Annotated in this window: 20 protein-coding genes; 10 read left to right on the top strand and 10 right to left on the bottom strand. The window is 69.4% G+C overall.

What is annotated here, in order from left to right:
• The first annotated feature begins 64 nt into the window (after positions 1-64).
• Positions 65-1,561, top strand: coding sequence for a glycerol kinase GlpK (gene glpK, locus ACFXHE_RS10845; protein ID WP_379381949.1), 1,497 nt, complete (start codon positions 65-67; stop codon positions 1,559-1,561).
• A gap of 26 nt (positions 1,562-1,587) precedes the next feature.
• Here glpK and ACFXHE_RS10840 read toward each other — a convergent pair whose 3' ends face one another.
• The 4 genes from ACFXHE_RS10840 to ACFXHE_RS10825 form a co-directional block, all read right to left on the bottom strand.
• Complete coding sequence (locus tag ACFXHE_RS10840) at positions 1,588-2,769, bottom strand: PLP-dependent aminotransferase family protein (RefSeq protein WP_379381947.1); 1,182 nt, start codon at positions 2,767-2,769, stop codon at positions 1,588-1,590.
• Positions 2,770-2,922: 153 nt separating this feature from the next.
• Positions 2,923-4,128 (bottom strand): hypothetical protein, encoded by a 1,206-nt coding sequence (locus ACFXHE_RS10835; RefSeq protein WP_379381945.1) that lies wholly within the window; start codon positions 4,126-4,128, stop codon positions 2,923-2,925.
• 101 nt (positions 4,129-4,229) lie between these two features.
• The gene (locus tag ACFXHE_RS10830; protein WP_379381943.1) at positions 4,230-5,426 is read right to left on the bottom strand and encodes a hypothetical protein; all 1,197 of its coding nucleotides are present in this window, start codon (positions 5,424-5,426) and stop codon (positions 4,230-4,232) included.
• A 198-nt stretch (positions 5,427-5,624) separates the two neighbouring features.
• Positions 5,625-7,028 (bottom strand): NAD(P)H-quinone dehydrogenase, encoded by a 1,404-nt coding sequence (locus ACFXHE_RS10825; RefSeq protein WP_379381941.1) that lies wholly within the window; start codon positions 7,026-7,028, stop codon positions 5,625-5,627.
• 302 nt (positions 7,029-7,330) lie between these two features.
• Here ACFXHE_RS10825 and ACFXHE_RS10820 point away from each other — a divergent pair, with 302 nt between their 5' ends.
• Positions 7,331-7,810, top strand: coding sequence for a gamma-glutamylcyclotransferase (locus ACFXHE_RS10820; RefSeq protein WP_354830161.1), 480 nt, complete (start codon positions 7,331-7,333; stop codon positions 7,808-7,810).
• Between the two features lie 120 nt (positions 7,811-7,930).
• Entirely contained in the window at positions 7,931-8,344 is a 414-nt protein-coding gene (locus tag ACFXHE_RS10815; protein WP_379381939.1) for a PPOX class F420-dependent oxidoreductase, read from the top strand.
• Positions 8,345-8,427: 83 nt separating this feature from the next.
• On the opposite strand, the gene ACFXHE_RS10810 is transcribed toward ACFXHE_RS10815, so the two are convergent.
• The 3 genes from ACFXHE_RS10810 to ACFXHE_RS10800 form a co-directional block, all read right to left on the bottom strand.
• A complete protein-coding gene (locus ACFXHE_RS10810; protein ID WP_379382114.1) occupies positions 8,428-9,600 on the bottom strand; it encodes a M20 family metallopeptidase in 1,173 nt (390 codons plus the stop codon).
• Positions 9,601-9,686: 86 nt separating this feature from the next.
• Positions 9,687-10,874 carry a M20 family metallopeptidase gene (locus ACFXHE_RS10805; protein ID WP_379382112.1) on the bottom strand — a complete coding sequence of 396 codons (1,188 nt, stop codon included), beginning with the start codon at positions 10,872-10,874 and terminating at the stop codon, positions 9,687-9,689.
• A gap of 265 nt (positions 10,875-11,139) precedes the next feature.
• Positions 11,140-11,844 carry an enoyl-CoA hydratase/isomerase family protein gene (locus ACFXHE_RS10800; protein WP_379381937.1) on the bottom strand — a complete coding sequence of 235 codons (705 nt, stop codon included), beginning with the start codon at positions 11,842-11,844 and terminating at the stop codon, positions 11,140-11,142.
• 266 nt (positions 11,845-12,110) lie between these two features.
• On the opposite strand from ACFXHE_RS10800, the gene ACFXHE_RS10795 reads away from it, so the two are divergent.
• On the top strand, positions 12,111-12,914 hold the full coding sequence (locus ACFXHE_RS10795; RefSeq protein ID WP_379381935.1) for a purine-nucleoside phosphorylase: 804 nt from the start codon (positions 12,111-12,113) through the stop codon (positions 12,912-12,914).
• Positions 12,915-12,924: 10 nt separating this feature from the next.
• Complete coding sequence (locus tag ACFXHE_RS10790; RefSeq protein WP_379381933.1) at positions 12,925-14,481, top strand: phospho-sugar mutase; 1,557 nt, start codon at positions 12,925-12,927, stop codon at positions 14,479-14,481.
• 13 nt (positions 14,482-14,494) lie between these two features.
• Here the strand turns inward: ACFXHE_RS10790 and upp are convergent, their stop codons facing one another.
• Complete coding sequence (gene upp / locus ACFXHE_RS10785; protein WP_379381932.1) at positions 14,495-15,118, bottom strand: uracil phosphoribosyltransferase; 624 nt, start codon at positions 15,116-15,118, stop codon at positions 14,495-14,497.
• A 139-nt stretch (positions 15,119-15,257) separates the two neighbouring features.
• Between upp and ACFXHE_RS10780 the strand changes: the two genes are divergently transcribed.
• The 5 genes from ACFXHE_RS10780 to ACFXHE_RS10760 all read left to right on the top strand — a co-directional run bounded on the left by ACFXHE_RS10780 (position 15,258) and on the right by ACFXHE_RS10760 (position 18,855).
• Complete coding sequence (locus ACFXHE_RS10780; protein ID WP_379381930.1) at positions 15,258-15,581, top strand: type VII secretion target; 324 nt, start codon at positions 15,258-15,260, stop codon at positions 15,579-15,581.
• Between the two features lie 94 nt (positions 15,582-15,675).
• Complete coding sequence (locus ACFXHE_RS10775; RefSeq protein ID WP_379381928.1) at positions 15,676-16,836, top strand: NlpC/P60 family protein; 1,161 nt, start codon at positions 15,676-15,678, stop codon at positions 16,834-16,836.
• A gap of 61 nt (positions 16,837-16,897) precedes the next feature.
• Positions 16,898-17,239 (top strand): hypothetical protein, encoded by a 342-nt coding sequence (locus ACFXHE_RS10770; RefSeq protein WP_379381926.1) that lies wholly within the window; start codon positions 16,898-16,900, stop codon positions 17,237-17,239.
• Positions 17,236-17,571, top strand: coding sequence for a YbaB/EbfC family nucleoid-associated protein (locus tag ACFXHE_RS10765; protein WP_379381924.1), 336 nt, complete (start codon positions 17,236-17,238; stop codon positions 17,569-17,571). Before ACFXHE_RS10770 ends, ACFXHE_RS10765 begins: the two co-directional genes overlap by 4 nt.
• Before the next feature lie 33 nt (positions 17,572-17,604).
• Complete coding sequence (locus ACFXHE_RS10760) at positions 17,605-18,855, top strand: primosomal protein (protein WP_379381922.1); 1,251 nt, start codon at positions 17,605-17,607, stop codon at positions 18,853-18,855.
• Positions 18,856-18,939: 84 nt separating this feature from the next.
• Here ACFXHE_RS10760 and ACFXHE_RS10755 read toward each other — a convergent pair whose 3' ends face one another.
• The gene (locus tag ACFXHE_RS10755; protein ID WP_379381920.1) at positions 18,940-20,031 is read right to left on the bottom strand and encodes an adenosine deaminase; all 1,092 of its coding nucleotides are present in this window, start codon (positions 20,029-20,031) and stop codon (positions 18,940-18,942) included.
• Between the two features lie 130 nt (positions 20,032-20,161).
• Positions 20,162-20,515: an excalibur calcium-binding domain-containing protein gene (locus tag ACFXHE_RS10750; protein WP_379381918.1), complete on the bottom strand. Its 354-nt coding sequence runs from the start codon at positions 20,513-20,515 to the stop codon at positions 20,162-20,164.
• Positions 20,516-20,530: the final 15 nt, after the last annotated feature.

The raw sequence follows: 20,530 nt of genomic DNA, 5'->3' as shown, positions 1-20,530 counted from the left end.
AGTTTTCGGCTACCCAGCGCTACCGTAGCCCACAGTAATAGGTCCGGTCGGTTAGCCTCGATCAATGCGTCGCTATGTGGCCGCCATCGATCAGGGCACGACGTCGAGTCGGTGCATCGTCTTCGATCATCAGGGCCGAATCGCCGGAGTCGCTCAGCGGGAACACGAACAGATCTTCCCGCGACCCGGATGGGTCGAACACGATCCCGAATCCATTTGGCGCAACACCGAATCGGTGATCGCCGAGGCATTGCAGAGTTGCGGCATCGGCACCGCGGAGGTGGCGGCCGCCGGTGTCACCAATCAGCGTGAGACCACCGTGGTCTGGGAACGCGCCACCGGCAGGCCCATCCACAACGCCATCGTCTGGCAGGACACCCGCACCGCCGACCTCACCACGGAACTCGCCGGCGACCAGGGCCCCAACCGCTACGCCGATCGCACCGGCCTGCCGCTGTCCACCTATTTCGCCGGGCCGAAGCTGCGCTGGATCCTCGACGCCGTGCCGGGCGCGCGGCAGCGCGCCGAGTCCGGGGAACTGTGCTTCGGCACCATGGACAGCTGGATCCTGTGGAACCTGACCGGCCTGCACATCACCGACGTCACCAATGCCTCGCGCACCATGCTGATGGATCTGCGCACGCTGCAATGGGATCCGCAGATCTGCGCCGAATTCGGCGTGCCCATGGCCATGCTGCCCGAAATCCGCAGCAGCTCCGAGGTTTACGCGCCCATCACCACCGGTGCCCTGGCCGGCGTACCGGTGGCGGGCATTCTCGGCGACCAGCAGGCTGCCACCTTCGGCCAGGCCTGCCTGTCCCCCGGCGACACCAAGAACACCTACGGCACCGGCAATTTCATGCTCATGAACACCGGTACCACCCCGGTCTTCAGCGAGCACGGGCTGCTCACCACCGTCTGCTATCGGCTGGGCGATCAGCCCGCGGTCTACGCCCTGGAGGGCTCGATCGCGGTCACCGGCTCGCTGGTGCAGTGGCTGCGCGACAATCTGGGCATCATCTCCGCCGCCGAGGAGATCGAACCGCTGGCCCGCACGGTCGCCGACAATGGCGGCGCGTACGTGGTTCCCGCCTTCTCCGGCCTGTTCGCCCCGCGCTGGCGGCCCGACGCACGCGGCGTGGTGGCGGGCCTGACCCGCTTCGTCACCAAGGGTCACCTGGCCCGAGCCGTGTTGGAGGCCACCGCTTTCCAGACCCGTGAGGTCATCGACGCCATGCGCGCCGATGCCGACGCGCAGCGGCTGGACGTCGAGAAGGTCACCCTCAAGGTCGACGGCGGCATGGTGGTCAACGAACTGCTCATGCAGTTCCAGTCCGACATCCTCGATGCCACCGTGGTCCGGCCGGTCGTCACCGAGACCACCGCCCTGGGCGCCGCCTACGCGGCCGGTCTCGCGGTGGGCTACTGGTCCTCCACCGACGACATCCGCGCCAACTGGGCCGAGGACAAACGCTGGACCCCGGCCATGCCGGCCGCCGACCGCGACCACCTCATGGGCGAGTGGAACAAGGCGGTGGAACGCACCTACGACTGGGTGTGAGCATTACTCCCGACCGGGTGCGAGCACTACGCCGACGCGTGCGCCTTGGCCAGCCGGTCGACGGCTTCCGCGAGCGTCGCCTCGTCGGAGGTGGTGAAGCACAGCCGCATCGAGTGGGTGTAGTCCGTGGAGACGGCGAAGGCATTGCCGGGGACGTACGCGACGCCCGCGTCGAGCGCCCGGGACAGCAGGGCGGTGGTGTCGGTGCCGTCGGTGAAGTCGACCCACACGAACATGCCGCCGGCGGCGTCGGTGCTGGAGACGCGGTCGCCGAAGCGGCCGCGCACGGCGTCGACGAGCGCCTTGGCGCGGGTGCCGTAGACCTGGCGGACCGAATCCACGTGGCCGGCAAGCCATTCGGTGTCGGCGAGCAGGTCCGCGGTGATCTGCTGGGTCAGCGCCGATCCGCACAGGTCCGCGCCCTGCTTGAGCAGCTCCACGGCGCGGCACACCGGGGTGGGGGCGATCATCCAGCCCGCGCGCAGCGTGGGGGCGAGGATCTTCGAGGCGCTGGAGAGGCGGATCACGTTGGGCGAGTAGGTCGCCACCGGCGCGGGCGAGGGCCGGTCGAACCAGAGCTCACCGTACGGGTCGTCCTCGATGATCCAGAAGCCGTACTGCTCGGCCAGATTCGCCAGCTCGCGGCGGCGCTCGGAGCTCAGGGTGACCCCGCCCGGATTGTGGAAGTTGCTGACCGTGTGGACCACGGCCGGGCGCTCCCCCGCCGCCAGCAGCTCGCGCAGGGCGTCCAGGCGCATGCCCTCGGAGTCCAGGGGCACGGCCACGATGCGCGCCCCGGCGGCCCGGAAGACCTGCAGCGCACCGACATACGCGGGATCCTCCACCACGACCAGCGCGCCCGGGTCCAGCAACACCTCCGACAGCAGCGACAGCGCCTGCTGCGAGCCGTGGGTCACGAAGATCTCCTCGACCGGGACCGCGCGGCCCAGCCGGCCGGACTCGCGGGCGGCCAGCACCTCGCGCAGCGGGCCCCAGCCCGGGGACTCGGTGTACTGGAGCCGGGAGCGGTCGGACAGCGCCGCGTCGGCGGCTACCGCGATGCGGTCGCGGGGCATGAGTTCGGCGTCCGGCAAACCTCCGGCCAAGCTGATGATGTCCGCGCGCGAGGTGAGCTTGAGCAGGTCACGAATCGCCGAGCTCTGCAGGCCGTCGAGACGCCGCGCGAGGGGCGGGAAGGTCGCGGACATGGAAACACCTCCGAAGGCGATGCCGGGGTATGCGAAATTCCACCATGTCACACGCCTACCAGGATATGAAATCCCATTCCCGAATCATGGGACGATAGGTCCACTTCGGCGCCGGTGGACCGGCCCCGGCTTCCACAAGACGCCCAGGTCCGGCTACTCGATCGACATGATCAGGTGTTTACCGTCACGCACCGTGGTCATGATGTGCTCGGTGTAGACATCGGTGGTGCCGTCCGCGTGATGCTCGGTGATGTCCACGTCGTAGGACTCCGGGGCGACCTCGACGATCTTCAGGCAGTAGGTGGTGCCCGGCTTGAGCAGATCGATGCCCTTGTGCTGGATGACGTCGGCCGGCTGGACCGTCGTGGCCTCCGGCACCACGAACGTACGCGCCTTCGCGCCGTTGCGGTCCACGTAGAAGGCGTGCTCGAAGCCGAGAATCGCGTCGACACCGCTGCCGGTGCCGCCCGCGCCGTTGCCGATGGTGAGCTTGCCGTCCTGCTTGGCCGGGCAGCTCAGCGCGGCGTCGGTCGCGGTAGGCGCGGCCGCGCCGGTAGTGGTGGCCCCGCCGGCCGCCGTGTCGTCCTTGCCGCGGGTGACCGCGAAGATCGCGGCGCCCGCCACCGCCAGCACCAGCACCGCCGCGCCCGCGATCAGGCCGATCCGGCGCCACGGCGGGCCCTCGGACTCCGGCTTGCGTTCCGGCACAGGGGTTTTCGGCGCCAGCGCCTTGGCGATCGGATCGTCTGCCCAGGACAGCGATTCCTCTTGGGCCGCAGCCGATTCCGATGGCGGCGCGGGCGGGAAGCCGCTGGGCGCGGAGCGCCACCAGGAATCCGCGGGCCCGTCCGGCTCGGCGGTCTCGTCGCCGCTCGCCGAATTCCGTTCGGCGGCCGACGGATCAGCGGCGCGGGGCGTCGCCGCGTCCGCGGCTGCCGATTGCGACCCGCCAGGCGGGATTCTCACCGTCTGCTCGACATCGGCGGTACTCGCGGGCTGCCCGGCGCCGTCCACGGCCGGATACTGGCCCGTGGACATGCCGGTGACGGGCGGGTACTGACCGGTGACCGGCTGCCACGCGTCAGGCGCGCGAAACTGCGGCGGCGCGCCCGCGGGCCGCCAGGACAGATCGGGACCCTGCGGAGCGGCCGCGGGACTCCAGCCCGGGGCGGCGGTGGGCGCGGGACCGAAGTCGTTCAGCGAGGGGCCGAAATCATTGAGCGACGGCCCGAAATCATTGAGCGAGGGCCCAAAGTCATTGAGCGAGGGCCCGAACCCGGAATCCGGCGGACCGGCCGATTCCGGCTGCTCGCCCTCGGATACCTGACGGTCGGCGGATTCGTCCTTGCCCGAAGCCATCACCCGTCCTTTCGCCACAGACGCGTGGGGCGGTCGCTCCCGACCGCCCCACGCGACAACGCTGCTCCCGCCGGCACCGTATCCGGTCCCTGACGGACCTGTCAGTACTGAACCGAACCGCCCACCTGCGCGGTCACCCCGGCGACGTCGACCGATTGCGACGGCCGATCACCCTCGGGGAGCTTACCAATCTGGGCCGCGGCCTCCAGGACGGTAGCGCCGCCCGGCAGCAGGCGGATGAAGTTCTCGGCATCGGCCTTGGCCGCATTGGCCGCGGCCGTGTCGAGCACGAACTCCATCTTCTGGTCGTTGTCGGGACCATTGCCCGCGAACGCGGTCACCTTGATCTGGTTGACCTTGGTGAAGTCCAGCGACATGCCGGCCTCACCGATGCCGCCCGGCGTGGTGTAGCCGATGGTGCCGACGTAACCGTCCAGGTTGCTGAAGTGGTGGGTGTTGGCGGCCCAGCCCGGCAGCACCGCGCCGCCGTCGAGGTTGACGCCGAGCTCGGTGTGCGGACCGGTCATCTCGACCACCGGCGCGGCCGGGGCGGTGTCCACCGCGGGCGACTGCCAGTGCGGCTGCTGCTGCGGGGTGACGGTCGGATCTCCGGTCATGGTGTCCACGGCCGGGTCCTGGTTCGGGGTGGTGACGGCCGGCTGCGCGTTCTGGTCGTTCGGCTTCACCGGCTGGGCGCCCTGCTGACCCGGCTGCTGGCCCGGCTGGGTCTGCTGGCCCGGCTGGTTCTGCTGCGGGGTGGTGACCGCGGGCTGGGCCTGGGTCGACTGACCCGGCACCGGCAGCGGCGCCACGCGCGGCACGGTCACACCCGGCTGCGAGGGCCGCAACGACTTGGGCTGCGCGGGCTGCGGGTCGGTGCCGGCCGGCTGCACGTTCGGATCGCTCTTGGGCGCGTTGGCGTCCGGCTTCGGAGTGGTGCCGTCCGGCTGGGTGGCGCCCTGCGGCTGACCCGAATCCGGCTTGGCCGCACCGTTGTCCGGTGCCGGGGTGTTGGGCGTGGTCGGGGTGGTGACGCCCGGCTGGCTCTGCTGCGGCTTGGTGGTGCCCGGCTGCACGTTCTCCGGCTTGGGCGCGGGCACGACCTGCGCCTTCGCGTCCGGGGCCGGCGATTCGGTGGGCGGCTGGGTGCCGTCGGGCTGCTGCTGATCCGCCGGGACCGCGCCCGGATCGGCGGGGGCGGCATTGGCGGGCGCGGACAGCAGCGACACCACCGCGGCCGCACCGGCCAGCGTCAGGGAGGTGCTCGCCTTGATCCGACTCGGCTTGCGGTGCTTCACGTTTCGCTCAATTCCTTCGTCCCTCGGCGGCACGATCGCTCCGGGCATCGATGAGCCTCGCATCGGAGGGGAATTGAGAACCCCCCGTTACGTAACGCTCGCGACCGCCCTGCCGATCGCTTCCGCCGCGAACTTAATCACAAGGGAGACAAGGCAGCAAGACGGGCCGGTAACAAAGGGGTCCGAAACGTGTTGCGGCTAGTCCAGATCGTCGTGCCGCATGAGCTGACGCGCGGCCTCGGTGACCGATCCGGTGAGCGACGGATACACCGAAAACGTCTGCGCCAGATCGTTCACCGTGAGGTTGTTCTGCACCGCCAGCGCGATCGGCAAGATCAATTCGGAGGCGATAGGGGCCACGACGACACCACCGATCACCACGCCGGTGGCGGGGCGGCAGAAGATCTTCACGAAACCCCGTCGCAGGCCCGACATCTTGGCGCGCGGGTTGGTGTTCAGGGGCAGCATGACCGTGCGGGCCGGGACCTCGCCATTGTCGATGGCGGTCTGCGAGACGCCGACGGTCGCGATCTCCGGGCGCGTGAACACGGCGGAGGCAACGGTCTTCAGGCGAATCGGCTGCACGCCCTCACCCAGCGCGTGGTACATGGCGATGCGGCCCTGCATGGCGGCCACCGAGGCCAGCGGCAGCAGGCCGGTGCAGTCGCCGGCCGCGTAGACACCGGGCGCGGTGGTCCGCGAAACCCGGTCCACCCGCAGGTATCCGCCCTTGTCCAGCTCGATCCCGAGCCGTTCCAGGCCCAGCCCGTTGGTGTTCGGAATGGAACCGACGGTCATCAGCGCGTGGGTGCCGCTGATATTGCGGCCGTCGGACAGCTTCACCACGATGCCCTCGGCGGTGCGCTCCACCGCGTCGGCGCGGGCGTGCTTGACCAGCTCCACACCGCGCTCGGCCAGCGCATCCTCCAGCACCAGGGCGGCGTCGGCGTCCTCGCCGGGCAGCACACGGTCGCGGCTCGAGACGAGTTTCACCTGCACGCCCATCTCGGTATAGGCGGAGACGAATTCGGCGCCGGTCACACCGGAACCGACGACCACCAGGGTCTCGGGCAGCTCCTTGAGGTCGTAGAGCTGACGCCAGTTCAGGATTCGCTCACCGTCCGGTTCCGCGCCGGGCAGCACGCGCGGGCTGGCGCCGGTGGCGATGAGCACCACCTCGGCCTCGATGACCCGCTCCTGACCGTCGGCAAGGGTGGCCTTGACCAGGTGGGTGGCCAGACCCGGGGCCTGGTCGATGAGTTCGCCGTAGCCGGACAGCACGGTCACGCCGGCGGTCTGCAGCTTGGCGCGGATATCGGAGGACTGGGCCTGCGCGAGCGCCTTGACACGGGAGTTCACCTCGGCCAGGCTCACCTGCGCCTGCGAGGGATGCACGGTGATGCCCAGGTCACGGGCGCGGCGCAGATCGGTGCGCACGCCGGTGGAGGCGATGAAGGTCTTGGACGGCACGCAATCCCACAGCACGCACGCGCCGCCGATGCCGTCACTGTCGATCAGCGTGACCGGCGCCCCGTGCTGTGCCGCCACCAGCGCCGCTTCATATCCGGCGGGGCCGCCACCGATGATCGCAATGCGGGTCATTGTTCCTCCGCTTTCAGGTCGGCCCCCGGGATCTCCGGTGCCGGTCTCTAACGTTATCCCCGCAGCTACCTACAGCTTTAACCGCGTCTCCGGACAATTTTCGCACTGTGGCGCATCCCATTCGGGGAGGCGGCGTGTCATGACGGGGGCGCGCGAACTCGCTGTCACCCCAGGCAGAACCGGCTCCGAGCGGGGCGGACGAGTCCTTTTGGCGACTCCTTGGCAATCGATCGGGCCCGCGCGAACCGCCTTGTGATCGGGATCGGGGATGGTCTTGCGGGTTTGTTCGATAGGCTTCTACCGTGCCGATTTACGCCGCCTACGGGTCCAACATGGATCCCGAGCAGATGCTCAAGCGCTGTCCGCACTCCCCTGTGTACGGAACCGGCTGGCTGGAAGGGTGGCGCCTCACCTTCGCCGGGGACGACATCGGCTGGGAGGGACCGCTGGCGACGGTGGTCGAAGAGGCCGGGCAACGGGTCTTCGTGGTGCTCTACGACGTTCCCAGTGAGGACGAGCTGAGCCTCGACCGCTGGGAGGGCTCGGACTTCGGCATCCACAAGAAGATCCGCCTGCGCGTCACCACGAACGCGGGGACCGGCAACGAGCCGGTGCTGGCCTGGCTCTACGTCCTGGATGCCTACGAGGGCGGGCTACCCTCGGCGCGCTACCTCGGCGTCATCGCCGATGCCGCCGAGAAGGCCGGTGCGCCAAACGATTACACACACGCGCTGCGCACCCGCAACAGCAAGAACGTCGGCCCCGGCACCTTCGGGCCGTAGCACGCGCGGCGCATCGGACGCGGTGCGACGGATCAGCGGGGCCGGGGCCGGAAGATTCGGCGCGGCGCCGCTGTTACGGGAACCGGAAACGATCTCCGAACCGTCGAAAGAGTGAAGCCGATGCCCGCCACCCCGGTGCCCGCCCCGATCGCCGAATTCCTGTCCCGCCCCAACCCGGCGATCTTCGCCTCGAATCGCCCGGACGGCCAGCCGGTTTCGGTCGCCACCTGGTATCTGTACGAGAACGGCCGAATCCTGGTGAACCTGGCCGACTTCCGCAAGCGCCTGGACTACCTGCGCGAGGATCCCCGCATCAGCCTCACCGTTCTCGACGGCGACAACTGGTATAGCCACGTCAGCATCCAGGGTCGCATCGTCTCCCTGGAGAACGACCCCGACTCCTCGGTCATCGACCGCATCGCCCAGCACTACATCGGCAGCGACTACGCCGTCCGCGACCAGAAGCGCGTCTCCGCCTGGATCGAGATCGACCGCTGGCACGCCTGGGGCGACATCGCCGGCAAGGTGAAGTAATTCCCGTCGGCAAGGCGAAGTAATTCCCCGAAACATGAAGCCGGGCCGCACTTTTCAGTGCGGCCCGGCTTCGTTGTCGTTGGTCAGCGGGCGTTCAGCACGATGTTGGTGAAGACCCGGACTCCGGCGGCGAGGGCGCGCTCGTCGAGGTCGAAGGTGGGCTGGTGCAGGTCGAGTTGCTCGCCCTGACCGGACCAGACGCCGAGGCGGGCCATGGCGCCGGGGACCTCCTCCAGATACCAGGAGAAGTCCTCGCCGCCCCCGGACTGCGGGGTGTCGGCGAGGGCGTCGGGGTCGAGACCGCGAATGGCGTCCTCGAACATGCGCACGGCCTGCTCGTCATTGACCACCGGCGGCACGCCGCGCTTGTAGTTGAGCTGGTAGCGGACGCCGGTGGGGGCCAGCAGGCCCTCGACGATCTCGCGGACCATGGGCTCGAGCAGCGACCAGGTGGCGTGATCGCCGGTGCGGACGGTGCCGGTGAGCATGCCGGTCTGCGGAATCGCGTTGGGCGCCTTGCCCGCCGACACCGCACCCCACACCATGACCGTGCTGGTCCGCGGGTCGATGCGGCGGGAGAGCAGGCCGGGCAGGCCGGTGATGACCGTGCCGATGGCATAGACCAGGTCGCTGGTCAGGTGCGGGCGGGAGGTGTGGCCGCCGGGCGAGTCCAGCACCAGCTCCACGGTGTCGGCGGCCGAGGTGATCGGACCGACCCGGATGCCGACCCGGCCCACCTCCAGCCGCGGGTCGCAGTGCAGCGCGAACATGCGCGAGACGTCCTCCATGGCGCCCGCGGCGACCATGTCGACGGCGCCGCCGGGCATGACCTCCTCGGCGTGCTGGAACACCAGCCGCACGCCGACCGGCAGGTCCTCGATCTCGGCCAGCGCCAGCGCGGTGCCGAGCAGGATCGCGGTGTGCGCGTCGTGCCCGCAGGCGTGCGAGACGCCCGGCACGGTGGAGGCGAACGGCAGCCCGGTGTACTCCTGCAGCGGCAGCGCGTCCATGTCGGCGCGCAGGCCGATACGCGGACCGCCGTCGGGGCCGATGTCACAGATCAGGCCGGTGCCGCTCGGTAGCTTGCGCGGCTCGAGCCCGGCCTTGACCAGCCATGACTCCACGAATTCGGTGGTACCGAACTCGGTCCGGGACAGCTCCGGGTTGGCGTGGATATGGCGACGCCACGTCGTGAGGTCGTCCATGTGCTCCGCGAGCCACGACTCCACTACCTCGTGCCCGGTCGCCGATTCCATCGCGGCGCCGGCCGGCGTCTGCGTGTTGTTCACGCACGACGCCGCCAGTGGTCCGTTGACGCGCGCCGCGGACCGGCCGGTTGTGCTCACCGAATGTCCTCCTGTCGCTGAAACTGCCGTTGTATGACTCGTTCCGACAACCTGTCCCTGTGCAATTTGTCGCCTGCGATGTGTATCGCGGTGCGAGCCAGTGCCGTTGCCCCGTCCAGGACGGCGCGATCGGCCGACGCGTTCACGGCGGCAGCCGCGAACGCGGGTTGGTGGGTCACCGCACCGCCTGCATCGATACCGATGACCGGGTGGATACCGGCGATGACATTGGTGACATTGCCCATATCGGTGCTGCCCAGCGGCCGTGCCGCCTCGAATTCCGGGGCGATCGGCTCGCGGCCGAGTGCGCTGATCTGCTCGCGATAGGCGCACAGTAGTGCGCTATCGGGAGTGAGCTCGGTGTATGTCGGCGCAAGCTTCCGGATTTCGTGTGTGCACCCGGTCGCCAGGGCACCTGCCTCGAAACATGCCGATGCTCGTTGCATCAGATCATCGAGGGTCGCAGAGTCGACCGCACGTAGGTAATACAGCAGTTCCGCGTGTCCGGGCACGATATTCGGGGCGACGCCGCCCGATCCGACTATACCGTGCAGTTGTTGGCCGGGCAGGAGATGTTGCCGTAGCAAACCTAGAGCAACTTGCGCGACGGTAACGGCATCGAGGGCATTTCGCCCGTACTGCGGCGCGGCGCTGGCATGCGATTCCCGGCCGTGGAAAACCACCGACAAATCGGCGAGGGCCAGCGAATGCGCACCGGCGATATCCTCCGGGCCCGGGTGCACCATCATGGCCATGGCGACGTCGTCGAAGACGCCGCGCTCGAGCATGAGCACCTTGCCGCCGCCCGATTCCTCGGCGGGCGTGCCCAGCACCTTCACCGTGATGCCGCAGGCGTCGGCGACCGCGGCCAGGCCCAGCGCCGCGCCGACCCCGGCGGCGGCGATGATGTTGTGGCCGCAGGCGTGGCCGATTTCGGGGAGGGCGTCATATTCGGCACAAATGCCGACTACCAGGTCTCCGCTGCCGTATTCGGCCGTGAATGCGGTCGGCAGTTCCGCCACGCCGGATTCGATGCGAAATCCGCGTTCCCGCAATGGCTCGATTGTCTTTGCGACGCTGCGGAATTCCTCGAAGGCCAGCTCGGGTTCCGCATGAATGTCGTGGGAGAGTGCGATCAGCTGCTCGCGGTACCCGGCGACGGCCGCGTCGGCCGCGGCGAGCAGGGCCGGATCCGCCGATGCCACGGCAGCATTCGAGAACGGCACGGACGAGTCGTGCCGACCGATCGGTACGCAGGATCTCCGGTCATCGCCGTTGCGCGATGGTGACATCCCAACAGTCTCGCACTGCCGCGCAACTCTGTCGCAGCAGGTAAGCCGGAAAATCTCCGGCAGAGTGCGGGACACGCAGAAATCATCGCGACATGCTCAGAGATCAGGGGTTCGAGGGCAAGCCCTCGAACCCCTGCAAAGCCGAAGGAACGGACCCTTACGGATTGAAGGCCAGGTTCTCCGGGGTCGTCTCCACGGCCAGCCCGGCCAGCGCCTGCTGGTGCAGCGCGCGCTTGATGACCGGCAGGTTCGGCTTGCGGTTGCCCTTGAGCATGTCGGCCCGCGCGACCGCGGTGGCGAGCAACACATCCGCATCCGCCTTGGCGTCCACGATGCCCGCGGCGAGGGCGTCATCGGCGCCGTAGCGGCGGCCGGTGGTCATGGCCTCCACCGCGACCTGGTTGACCAGGCGGTTGGTCAGCAGCGCGTTCATGGCGACGGTGAACGGCATGCCCAGGTGCACCTCGGGCAGGCACCAGAAGCCGCGGTCGGCGCGCATGACCCGGAAGTCGCAAGAGGTGGCGAGCATGGCGCCGGCGCCGAAGGCGTGGCCGTTCACCGCGGCGACCGTGGGCAGGCCGAAGGCCAGCAGACGGCTGTAGAGCGAGTGCACGCGGTCGAGGTACCAGCAGTTCTTGTCGAAGTTGCCGAACAGCCAGTCGGTGTCGAGGCCGTTGGAGAAGAACTTGCCGTCGGCGGTGACCACCAGGGCGGCCGGGCCCTCGGACACCTCGACCTCGTCGAGCAGCGCGTGGACCTCGGTGATCCAGTCGGGGTGGAAGCGGTTCTCGTTGTCGATGGCCTGTCCCTCGGTCCCGAGGTACAGCACGAACACATCCCCATCACGCTTCAAATACGGCATGCGTGCAGCGTAGCGGGGGCGGGGCAGATACCTACCGACGGGTATTTATGCCGACGCGACGACTGATTTCGCGAGGATCGGGGTAACTCATCGGGTACGCCCGAAATCGGGTCGGCACCCGACCGCCGGCACGCATGCACGACTGCCGGCGGCACCCGAGCCGGGCGCAGAAGTTGCGGGGAGGCGGTTCCGACAAAGGGAATGAAAACGGCAGGTCGCGGGCACACCCGGGGCATACGAGATCACCTGGTACTAGGGTGGGCGACATGCTAGCCGAGAAGGCCATGGGCGGGGTTTCCGAACTAGCCGCCGAAGCCATTGCGCAACGAACGGGAGTGCAGCAGCACCGGATTGCCGTGGTGCTGGGGTCCGGCTGGCAGGAAGCTGCCGCCGAGATCGGCGAACCGGCCGCCTCCATTCCGATGGCCGAGGTGCCGGGATTCGGATCGCCCACCGCCCAGGGGCATCAGGGCACCATTCATTCCGTCACGGTCGGTGACGCGCCGGTGCTGCTGCTCATGGGCCGCCAGCATCTCTACGAGGGCCACGCGCCCGGCCAGGTCGTGCACAATGTGCGCACCGCACTGGCCGCCGGCGCGCAGACCGTGCTGCTCACCAATGCCGCGGGCGGGATTCGGGACGGGCTGTCGGTCGGCGAGGCGGTGCTCATCTCCGACCACATCAATCTGACCGGGCGCACCCCCATCGAGGGCGCGAACTTCGTCGACCTGGTCGACGCCTGGGATCCCGAATTGCGGGCGCTGGCAAAGGAAATCGAGCCCGGCCTGACCGAGGGCGTATACGCGGGCCTGACCGGGCCGCAGTACGAGACCCCCGCCGAGATCCGCATGCTGCGCACCCTGGGCGCGGACCTGGTCGGCATGTCCACCGTGCTGGAGGCCATCGCCTGCCGCGAGGGCGGGGCCAAGGTGCTCGGCATCTCGCTGGTCACCAACCTGGCCGCCGGGGTCACCGGCGCGCACCTCTCGCACGCCGAGGTGCTGGCCGAAGGCCACGCCGCCGCACCGCGATTGGGCAAGCTGCTGCGCGGCGTGCTGGAACGCCTCTAGGCGCGCGGGGATGCTGCGCTTCGGAACCGCCGGGCTGCGCGGTCCGCTCCAGGACGGCCCGGACGGCATGAACGTGGACACCGTCTCGCGGGCCTCCGCCGGGATCGCCGCCTGGCTGCGCGACCGCTGCCTGGGCGGCGGACTGGTGCTCGTGGGCCGCGACGCCCGCCACGGCTCCGCCGAATTCGCCGCCGCGACAGCGGAAGTCTTTGCGGCGGCCGGTTTCTCGGTGCTGACACTCCCCCGCCCGCTGCCGACACCGGTGGTGGCCTTCGCGGTCCGCGAACTGAAAGCCGTTGCCGGAGTACAGATAACCGCCTCCCACAACCCCGCCACCGACAATGGCTACAAGGTCTACCTCGACGGCGGCTCCCAGCTCATCCCACCCGCCGACGCCGAGATCGAGCGCTGCATCGACGCCGTCACCGGGCACATCCCCCGCACCGATCCCGGACCGGCCGCCCCGGACCCGAGCATTCTCGGACTGCCCGCAGGCACTCCCGCCGAAGAGTTGGGCGAGGAGATCGTCCGCCGCTATCTGGCCCGAGTCACCCTGCTGCCCAGCCTGATCGGCGGCGAGGCCGCGACCCGGCGGCGCAGTGAGATTCGAATCGCGCTGACCGCCATGCACGGGGTCGGCGGGGAGTTGGCGGTGGCCGCGCTCCGGGGTGCGGGGTTCGGCGACGTGCTGGTGGTCACCGAGCAGTTCGCGCCGGACCCGGATTTTCCGACGGTGGCGTTTCCGAATCCCGAGGAGCCGGGCGCGGCGGATCTGCTGCTGGGGCTGGCCGATCGGCTGGACGCGGATATCGCCATCGCGCTCGATCCGGATGCGGATCGGTGCGCGCTCGGGGTGCGGGGACCGCACGGGTGGCGGATGCTGCGGGGCGACGAAACCGGGGTGCTGCTGGGCGATTTCGTGCTGCGGACGGCCGCGCCGGACTCCCTGGTGGCCACCACCATCGTGTCGTCGCGGCTGTTGAGCAAGCTGGCTCCGGCGCGCGGGGCGCGGTACGCGGAGACGCTGACCGGGTTCAAGTGGCTGGCCCGCGCTGGTGCGGGCCTGGTGTACGCGTACGAGGAGGCGATCGGCCACTGCGTGGACCCGGCCGCGGTGCGCGACAAGGACGGTATCTCCGCAGCGGTCGTCGCGGCGGATCTGGTGGCGCAGGTGAAGGCGGAAGGGCGGACGCTGTTCGACGTCCTCGACGACTTCGCGGTCGAATTCGGTGTGCACGCCGGGGATCAGGTGTCGTTGCGACTGCCGGATGTGAGCGAGGCGGCGGCCGTGGTGGCCCGGCTACGTGAGATCCCACCGGCCGAGATCGCCGGGGAAGCGGTGAGCTGCACCGATATGGCGCGGCTGCGCGGGCAGATGCGTACCGACGCACTGGTTTTCGAGGGCCAGACGCTACGCGTGGTGGTCCGGCCGTCGGGTACCGAGCCGAAGCTCAAGTGCTATCTGGAGACGTTCGTGCCCGTGGCCGATCGGGACGGGCTCGCAGAAGCCAAGGCCGCTGCGGCGCAGCGGCTCTCCGAGATCCGGATGTTCTGCGAGAAGCTCTGAGCCCGGAAGCGGTTCAGCGCGGACCGAATTGGCGGTCGCCGGCGTCGCCGAGACCCGGGACGATATAGGCGTCGGAGTTGAGGCCGCGGTCCACCGAGGCGGTGACCAGGCGCACGGGGTGACCCGACTTCTCCAGGGCGGCAATCCCTTCCGGTGCGGCGACCACGCACAGCACGGTGATGTCGCGAGCATTGCGGGTGGCCAGCAGGTCCAGGGTGTAGACCATGGAGCCGCCGGTGGCGAGCATGGGGTCGAGCACCATGACCGGGGTGCCGGACAGGTCGTCGGGTAGCGACTCCATGTACGGGGTCGGCTGATGCGTCTCCTCGTCGCGGGCCAGGCCGACGAACCCGATCCGGGCGTCCGGAATCAGGTTCTCCGCGGTCTCCACCATGCCCAGCCCCGCGCGCAGCACCGGAACGAGCAATGGCGGAGCATTCAGCCGCGTCCCCTCCGCGGCGGCCACCGGCGTGGCGATCGGGAATCGCTCCACCGGGGCGTCCCGCATGGCCTCATAGATCAGGATCCCGGTCAGGTCCCGGAGCGCGGCCCGGAATGTCGGATTGGTCGTCCGGGCATCTCGCATGGTGGTCAGCAAAGCGGCAGCGAGCGGATGGTCCACGACGAGTGTGCGCATACGAAAACCATAGGTCAGCACCGCCGTCCGCGATCCCCGCCCACCGGAATTCTTCCGCCCCGGGAACCGCCCGGCCCCGCCCCGCGTCCAACCCCGTGCAGCACACATCCATCCCGCGACCGGCATGAAGGGGGCATTCATGCACCGCCTCTCGATCCATCCCGACGGCCTCACCGCCTACACGACGACCACCACCGTCCTCGCCGCGGATCTCGCGGCCGCCGCCGCACATGCCGCCACCGCCGCCCCCGAACTACTCGTGCCCGCCTTCGGCCTCATCGGCACCGACTTCCTCAGCGCCTACGCCGCGGCGCACGGCACCCACGTGACCACACTCGACGAGGTCTCGACGGCCTTCGCCGCCACTAGCGCCACCACCGCCACCGCCGCGGCCGCCTACACCGGCCACGACAGCGCGTACGCCGCGATGCTGGGCGCCGCCGGCGCGGAGTCGAGCGCGTGACAGCCGCACCCGAGATCCGCTGGGCGACAAGGCAGCGCGGCGGGGTGGATCGAAAAAGGTTGCAGCGCGGGAGGACTCGGGCGGGAGTGGGCGGATGAGCGGCGAGCCGGCGGTCGGGGCGCTCGCGGGGCCGATCGTCGAGTTGCTGCGCAGCTTCGGATCCGGGTCCGGCGGGGCCGCCGAGGTGCTGCGGGAGACGTCGGCTGCGGTGGAGCAGGTTCGCGCCGAGAGTCAGGCGAGTGTCGACCGGATGTCCGACGCGTGGCGGGGGCGGGCCGGTGATGCGGCGGTGGACGAGGCGCTGCGGGTGCAGACCTCGGCCGCCATGGCGTCGGAGCGGGGACGAGCCATGGCGGCGATCGTGGAGCGGGCGGATGCGGAGGTCGCCGCCGGGCGGCGGGAGGTGGAGGTGATTCTCCGGTCGTTCACGGCGGAGGTCGAGGCGATGGGTGCCGCCGGGTTCACTGCGGGTGGGGTCGCGGCCCTGGTGGAGTCGGCGATCGATCACATCGGGCAGGCCATGCGGGTGGTCGAGCGGGTACGGGCCGAACTGGATTCGGAGACTGCGCTCATGGCGGAGTTGGCGCTACCTGTCCCGGCGCCCGGCCAGGTGACACCCGGGTCGTCCGGACCGGGCGATGCGGAGGTCGTACCGGCGGCGAGCGTGCCGATGGACAGTGTGGCGCCGCAGTTCGGGACGAGCCTCGCGGCCGCCGGGGGCGCGGTCGCGGCGGCCGGGGACACACTGCTCGGGTCCGGGCTCTCGCCGGGCGGCCCGCACACCAGCCCGGCGTCGGTGACGACGCCGAAGACGCCTGATCGCGGCCATGATTCGACGGTTACGCGGCCACAAGGGGGTGGGGTGCGGGTGACGCTGCCGGATGGGAGCACCGTCGAGGCGCCGAATCAGCAGGCGGCGGATGCGGTTCGGAATGCGTTGAGTGCGGTGGGGACGCCGTATATGTGGGGTGGGGAGACGCCCGGGGCAGGGATGGATTGCAGCGGTCTGACCCAGTGGGCCTATGCGCAGGCGGGTGTCTCGCTGCCGCGGCTGGCGCAGGAGCAGGGGTCCGGGCACCAGCGGGTCGGTCCAGGGGACTTGATGCCCGGAGATCTTGCGGTGTGGGACGGCCACGTCGCGATGGTGATCGGAAACGGGCAATTGGTGGAGGCGGGCGATCCGGTTCGGATCGGGCCGATCCGGACCGAGAACAGCGGGATGCGGTTCCTCGGTTTCTACCGGCCCACCGCCTAGGTACTACCGGCCCACAGCTGTGCCATTCGGGCCACGAACAGGCGTTTCGAAGGGAGACAGGATGACGCGACCACAGGTTCCGGCGGTGACCATCGCCGCGGCCACCAATCGATCCGGCACGGTGACGGTGCGCGCCACCGATCGGGGCATGCCGGTGGAGATCCGGTTCGAGCGCGCTGAATACCGGTACGGCGCAACTGCTCTCGCCGCCGAGATGCTGCGGCTCACCCAGCGCTCGGCGATCGTGGCCCGGGCGCGGCGGCGCGAACAGCTGGCCGCGGCCGGCGTCCCGGAGACGATGCTGGACCGGCTGGGCCTGCCCACCCGGCAGGCCGCGGTGGACGAGCTGGACCAGCTCGACGACACCGATACCGGACAGACCAGTTGGCTGCGGAACCGATGAGCGCCGAGATGGACGCCCTGGTCAAGGGCGTCAACGACAAGCTGGAAGCACTCGAGGCCACGCTGCACGAGCTGTCCGGGATACGTGGCCGCTGCACGTCCGAGGACGGTTCGGTGACCGCCGCGGTCGATGGCGACGGCGCACTGACCGGGCTGTGGCTGGCCGAGTCGGTGACCTCGCGCGCTCCCGCCGAGGTGTCGCGGCTGATCCTCTGGACGTGTCGGCAGGCGGCCGCCGAGGCGACCGCGCGGCGCTCCCGAATCATCGCCCGATTGAACGACTCGCTGTCCTGCGGAGACGCCTCCAGAAATGTTGGGGGGCGGCCCGGATAGTGCCTGACGCGGCGACTGGATAGGCTTCCGGTCATGGCTTCTGGAGACATCGTCCCGATCGCGCTCGGCCTGACCAAAGGCGATCTTGTCACCCTCTGGGCACCCCGCTGGCGAGACGGTGACGATGAGTGGCAGGCGTTCCTCGGTCACGAGGAAGACCTGTACGGATTCGAGTCCGTCGCGGAGCTGGCCGCGTTCATTCGCACCAACTCCGACAACGATCTGGTGGATCATCCGGCCTGGAAGATCATCGCCGGATTGTCGGCGGCCGAACTGGAGCCGGAGGAGCAGTACGTCTTCGATCTGGTCGGCGTGCCCGAGCTGGCCGCCGACGACCCCGACCCGGAGGTGGTCTCCGAGCTCGAGGAGACCCTCGAGATGGTCCGCAATATCGGCGACGTGTGCGAACTCGACACCGTCACCAAGTTCTTCGGCTCGCACCCGGTGCTGGGCGCACTGGCCGGCGGCGTCGGCGCCTTCGCCGGGCGCGAGGGCGAGGAACTGTGGGACCAGATCGGCGCGGCCATCGCCAAGGATTGGGAAGCGGTCATCGACGCCATCGACTCGGTGGTGACGATTCCGGAGGTGGACGCCGACGCGGTCTCGGTCGCCGAGGCGGAACTGCTTGCGGCGCAGGAGAACATCGTCGACGCCGAGGACGCGGCCGAGAGCGATGACGACGAGATCGAGGCCGTCGACCTGGACGAGGACGACGAAGACGAAGAGGACGAGGAGCTCTCGTTCTGGCACGAGGTCGGCATCGACCCGGTCAAGATCGTCACCTCCGACGGCACCGTCTTCACCCTGCGCTGTTACGTCGACGACGAGCCCATCTTCCTGGGCAAGGACGGCAACATCACGGTCTTCGGTTCCGAGCGCGCCCTGGCCCGCTACCTGGCCGACGACCACGACCACGACCTGGCCCGGGTGAGCACCTACGGCGAGGTGCAGACCGCCGCCGTGGACGGCTCCCTCGATGTCGAGGTCGACGAGGAGAACGTCTACGTCCTGCCCGGCCTGTCCGAGGATCTGGCGGCCGGCCCCAAGTCCGTGGACACCGACCAGCTCGACCTGGCCGTCGAATTGTTCACCGACGCAGCCGATTACGCCGAGGACGACTCCGTCGAATCGGCCCTGGCCGTGTCCACCCCGCTGGGCTGGTACGTCTCCTACCTGCTCAACCCCGACCCGACCCGGATGGCCCCGAATCCGCCGTTCGCGGCGGAAGCGGATGCCTGGAAGGTCCTGGAGTCGGCCTTCGAGGGACGCCTGCAGAAGGGCTGATCGGAGACACGATTCGGGCCGCACCTCCGGGTGCGGCCCGAATTGCTTTGCGGGACAACCTATCCCGGCAATACCGCGGTAACCCTATCCCAGCAACACCGCGTAGCCCGGCTTGATCACCTCGTCGATCAAGCGCAGGCGGTCCGGGAACGGGATGAAGGCCGACTTCATGGCATTGATGGTGAAGCGTTCCAGATCGCTCCAGCTGTAGCCGAAGGTCTCCGACAGCTTGAGCATCTCCTTGCTCATGGTCGTATCGCTCATCAACCGGTTGTCGGTATTGACCGTCACGCGGAAGCGCAGGCGGGCCAGCAGATCGAAAGGGTGCTTGTCGAGCGAGGGCACCGCGCCGGTCTGCACATTGGAGGACGGACACAGTTCGAGCGGGATTCGCATGTCCCGCACATAGTTCGCGACCACGCCGAGTCTGGGGCCGTCGGCCGAATCGGTGATGTCGTCGGTGATGCGCACACCGTGGCCGAGGCGCTCACAGCCGCAGAACGCGACGGCCTCGTGAATGGACGGCAGCCCGAAGGCCTCGCCCGCGTGAATCGTGAAGTGCGCCAGGTTGGCCCGCATGTAATCGAAGGCGTCCAGGTGTCGGCTGGGCGGATAGCCCGCCTCCGCGCCCGCGATGTCGAACCCACCGACGCCGCGGTCGCGCCAGCGCACGGTGAGCTCGGCTATCTCGCGGGAGCGGGCCGCGTGCCGCATGGCGGTGAGCAGGCAGACCACGGTGATCGGGGTGCCGGCGGCCGCTGCCAGGGCCTCGCCCTCGCGGAATCCGGCGATGGTGTGCTCGACCACCTCGTCGAGGGTGAGCCCGGCCTCGAGGTGCTGCTCGGGCGCGAACCGCACCTCGGCGTAGACGACGCCGTCGGCGGCGAGATCCTCGGCGCATTCGCGGGCCACCCGGCGCAGGCCCTCGGGGGTCTGCATGACGGCGACGGTGTGCGCGAAGGTCTCCAGATAGCGCTCGAGCGAGCCGCTGTCGGCCGCGTCCCGGAACCAGTCCGCCAGCGCGGCGGCATCGCCTGCCGGTAGCTGGTCATAGCCGCAGGCGCGAGCCAGCTCCAGCACGGTCGCGGGCCGCAGCCCGCCGTCGAGGTGATCGTGCAGGACCGCCTTCGGAGCCTGGCGGATCGAAGCGAGAGTGAGGGGCATCGGTCCAGTCATGTAGCAACGTTAGCCGCATTCCCGTGCCGCAGCAGGGCGGTTGACCGGACTCACCCCACAGTTCGGCATGTCGTTGCCGTCACGTTGCTGACCAGTACGAATCCTTCACCTATCGGGCACCGGCGAGCACCTAGCGGGAGCAGGCGACGCCGGTCCCGTCCGGATCGAGCAGCACCGAATACCCGGGCTGGCCCAGGTAGATCGGGCCCCCGCCCTGCGCCCACACCTGTTCACAGCTGGTGTAGACGGGCGACGGTTTGGCCTTCTTCTCGGTCGAGGGCGGCATGACATCGCCGCGCGAGAGCGAGTTCGGCTGATGGTCTCCGGAGGAATCGGATGGAATATTGTCCGCGGGCGAGGCCTGCGCGACCGGCGTCGGCGACCACGCGGCGGGCAGCACCGCGCCCAGCGGCGCGACGAGGCCGAACACGCCCAGCGCGGCCGCCGCCGCGGCCCGGCCTCGGAAATCGGTTCTGTGCTTCACAATCCCAGGCTAGGC

This window comes from Nocardia sp. NPDC059229, assembly GCF_042754165.1.
Lineage (GTDB): Bacteria > Actinomycetota > Actinomycetes > Mycobacteriales > Mycobacteriaceae > Nocardia.
Note: the sequence above shows the minus strand (reverse complement) of the source record. Positions and strands in the feature narration are given on the sequence as shown.

Coding starts and splice junctions, on each gene's coding strand:
- glpK (WP_379381949.1), top strand. CDS start 65: ATGCGTCGCTATGTGGCCGCCATCGATCAGGGCACGACGTCGAGTCGG.
- ACFXHE_RS10780 (WP_379381930.1), top strand. CDS start 15,258: ATGCACCGCCTCTCGATCCATCCCGACGGCCTCACCGCCTACACGACG.
- ACFXHE_RS10815 (WP_379381939.1), top strand. CDS start 7,931: ATGCCCGCCACCCCGGTGCCCGCCCCGATCGCCGAATTCCTGTCCCGC.
- ACFXHE_RS10840 (WP_379381947.1), bottom strand. CDS start 2,769: ATGTCCGCGACCTTCCCGCCCCTCGCGCGGCGTCTCGACGGCCTGCAG.
- ACFXHE_RS10825 (WP_379381941.1), bottom strand. CDS start 7,028: ATGACCCGCATTGCGATCATCGGTGGCGGCCCCGCCGGATATGAAGCG.
- ACFXHE_RS10810 (WP_379382114.1), bottom strand. CDS start 9,600: ATGGAATCGGCGACCGGGCACGAGGTAGTGGAGTCGTGGCTCGCGGAG.
- ACFXHE_RS10795 (WP_379381935.1), top strand. CDS start 12,111: ATGCTAGCCGAGAAGGCCATGGGCGGGGTTTCCGAACTAGCCGCCGAA.
- ACFXHE_RS10770 (WP_379381926.1), top strand. CDS start 16,898: ATGACGCGACCACAGGTTCCGGCGGTGACCATCGCCGCGGCCACCAAT.
- ACFXHE_RS10760 (WP_379381922.1), top strand. CDS start 17,605: ATGGCTTCTGGAGACATCGTCCCGATCGCGCTCGGCCTGACCAAAGGC.
- ACFXHE_RS10755 (WP_379381920.1), bottom strand. CDS start 20,031: ATGACTGGACCGATGCCCCTCACTCTCGCTTCGATCCGCCAGGCTCCG.
- ACFXHE_RS10800 (WP_379381937.1), bottom strand. CDS start 11,844: ATGCCGTATTTGAAGCGTGATGGGGATGTGTTCGTGCTGTACCTCGGG.
- ACFXHE_RS10790 (WP_379381933.1), top strand. CDS start 12,925: ATGCTGCGCTTCGGAACCGCCGGGCTGCGCGGTCCGCTCCAGGACGGC.
- upp (WP_379381932.1), bottom strand. CDS start 15,118: ATGCGCACACTCGTCGTGGACCATCCGCTCGCTGCCGCTTTGCTGACC.
- ACFXHE_RS10775 (WP_379381928.1), top strand. CDS start 15,676: ATGAGCGGCGAGCCGGCGGTCGGGGCGCTCGCGGGGCCGATCGTCGAG.
- ACFXHE_RS10765 (WP_379381924.1), top strand. CDS start 17,236: ATGAGCGCCGAGATGGACGCCCTGGTCAAGGGCGTCAACGACAAGCTG.
- ACFXHE_RS10835 (WP_379381945.1), bottom strand. CDS start 4,128: ATGGCTTCGGGCAAGGACGAATCCGCCGACCGTCAGGTATCCGAGGGC.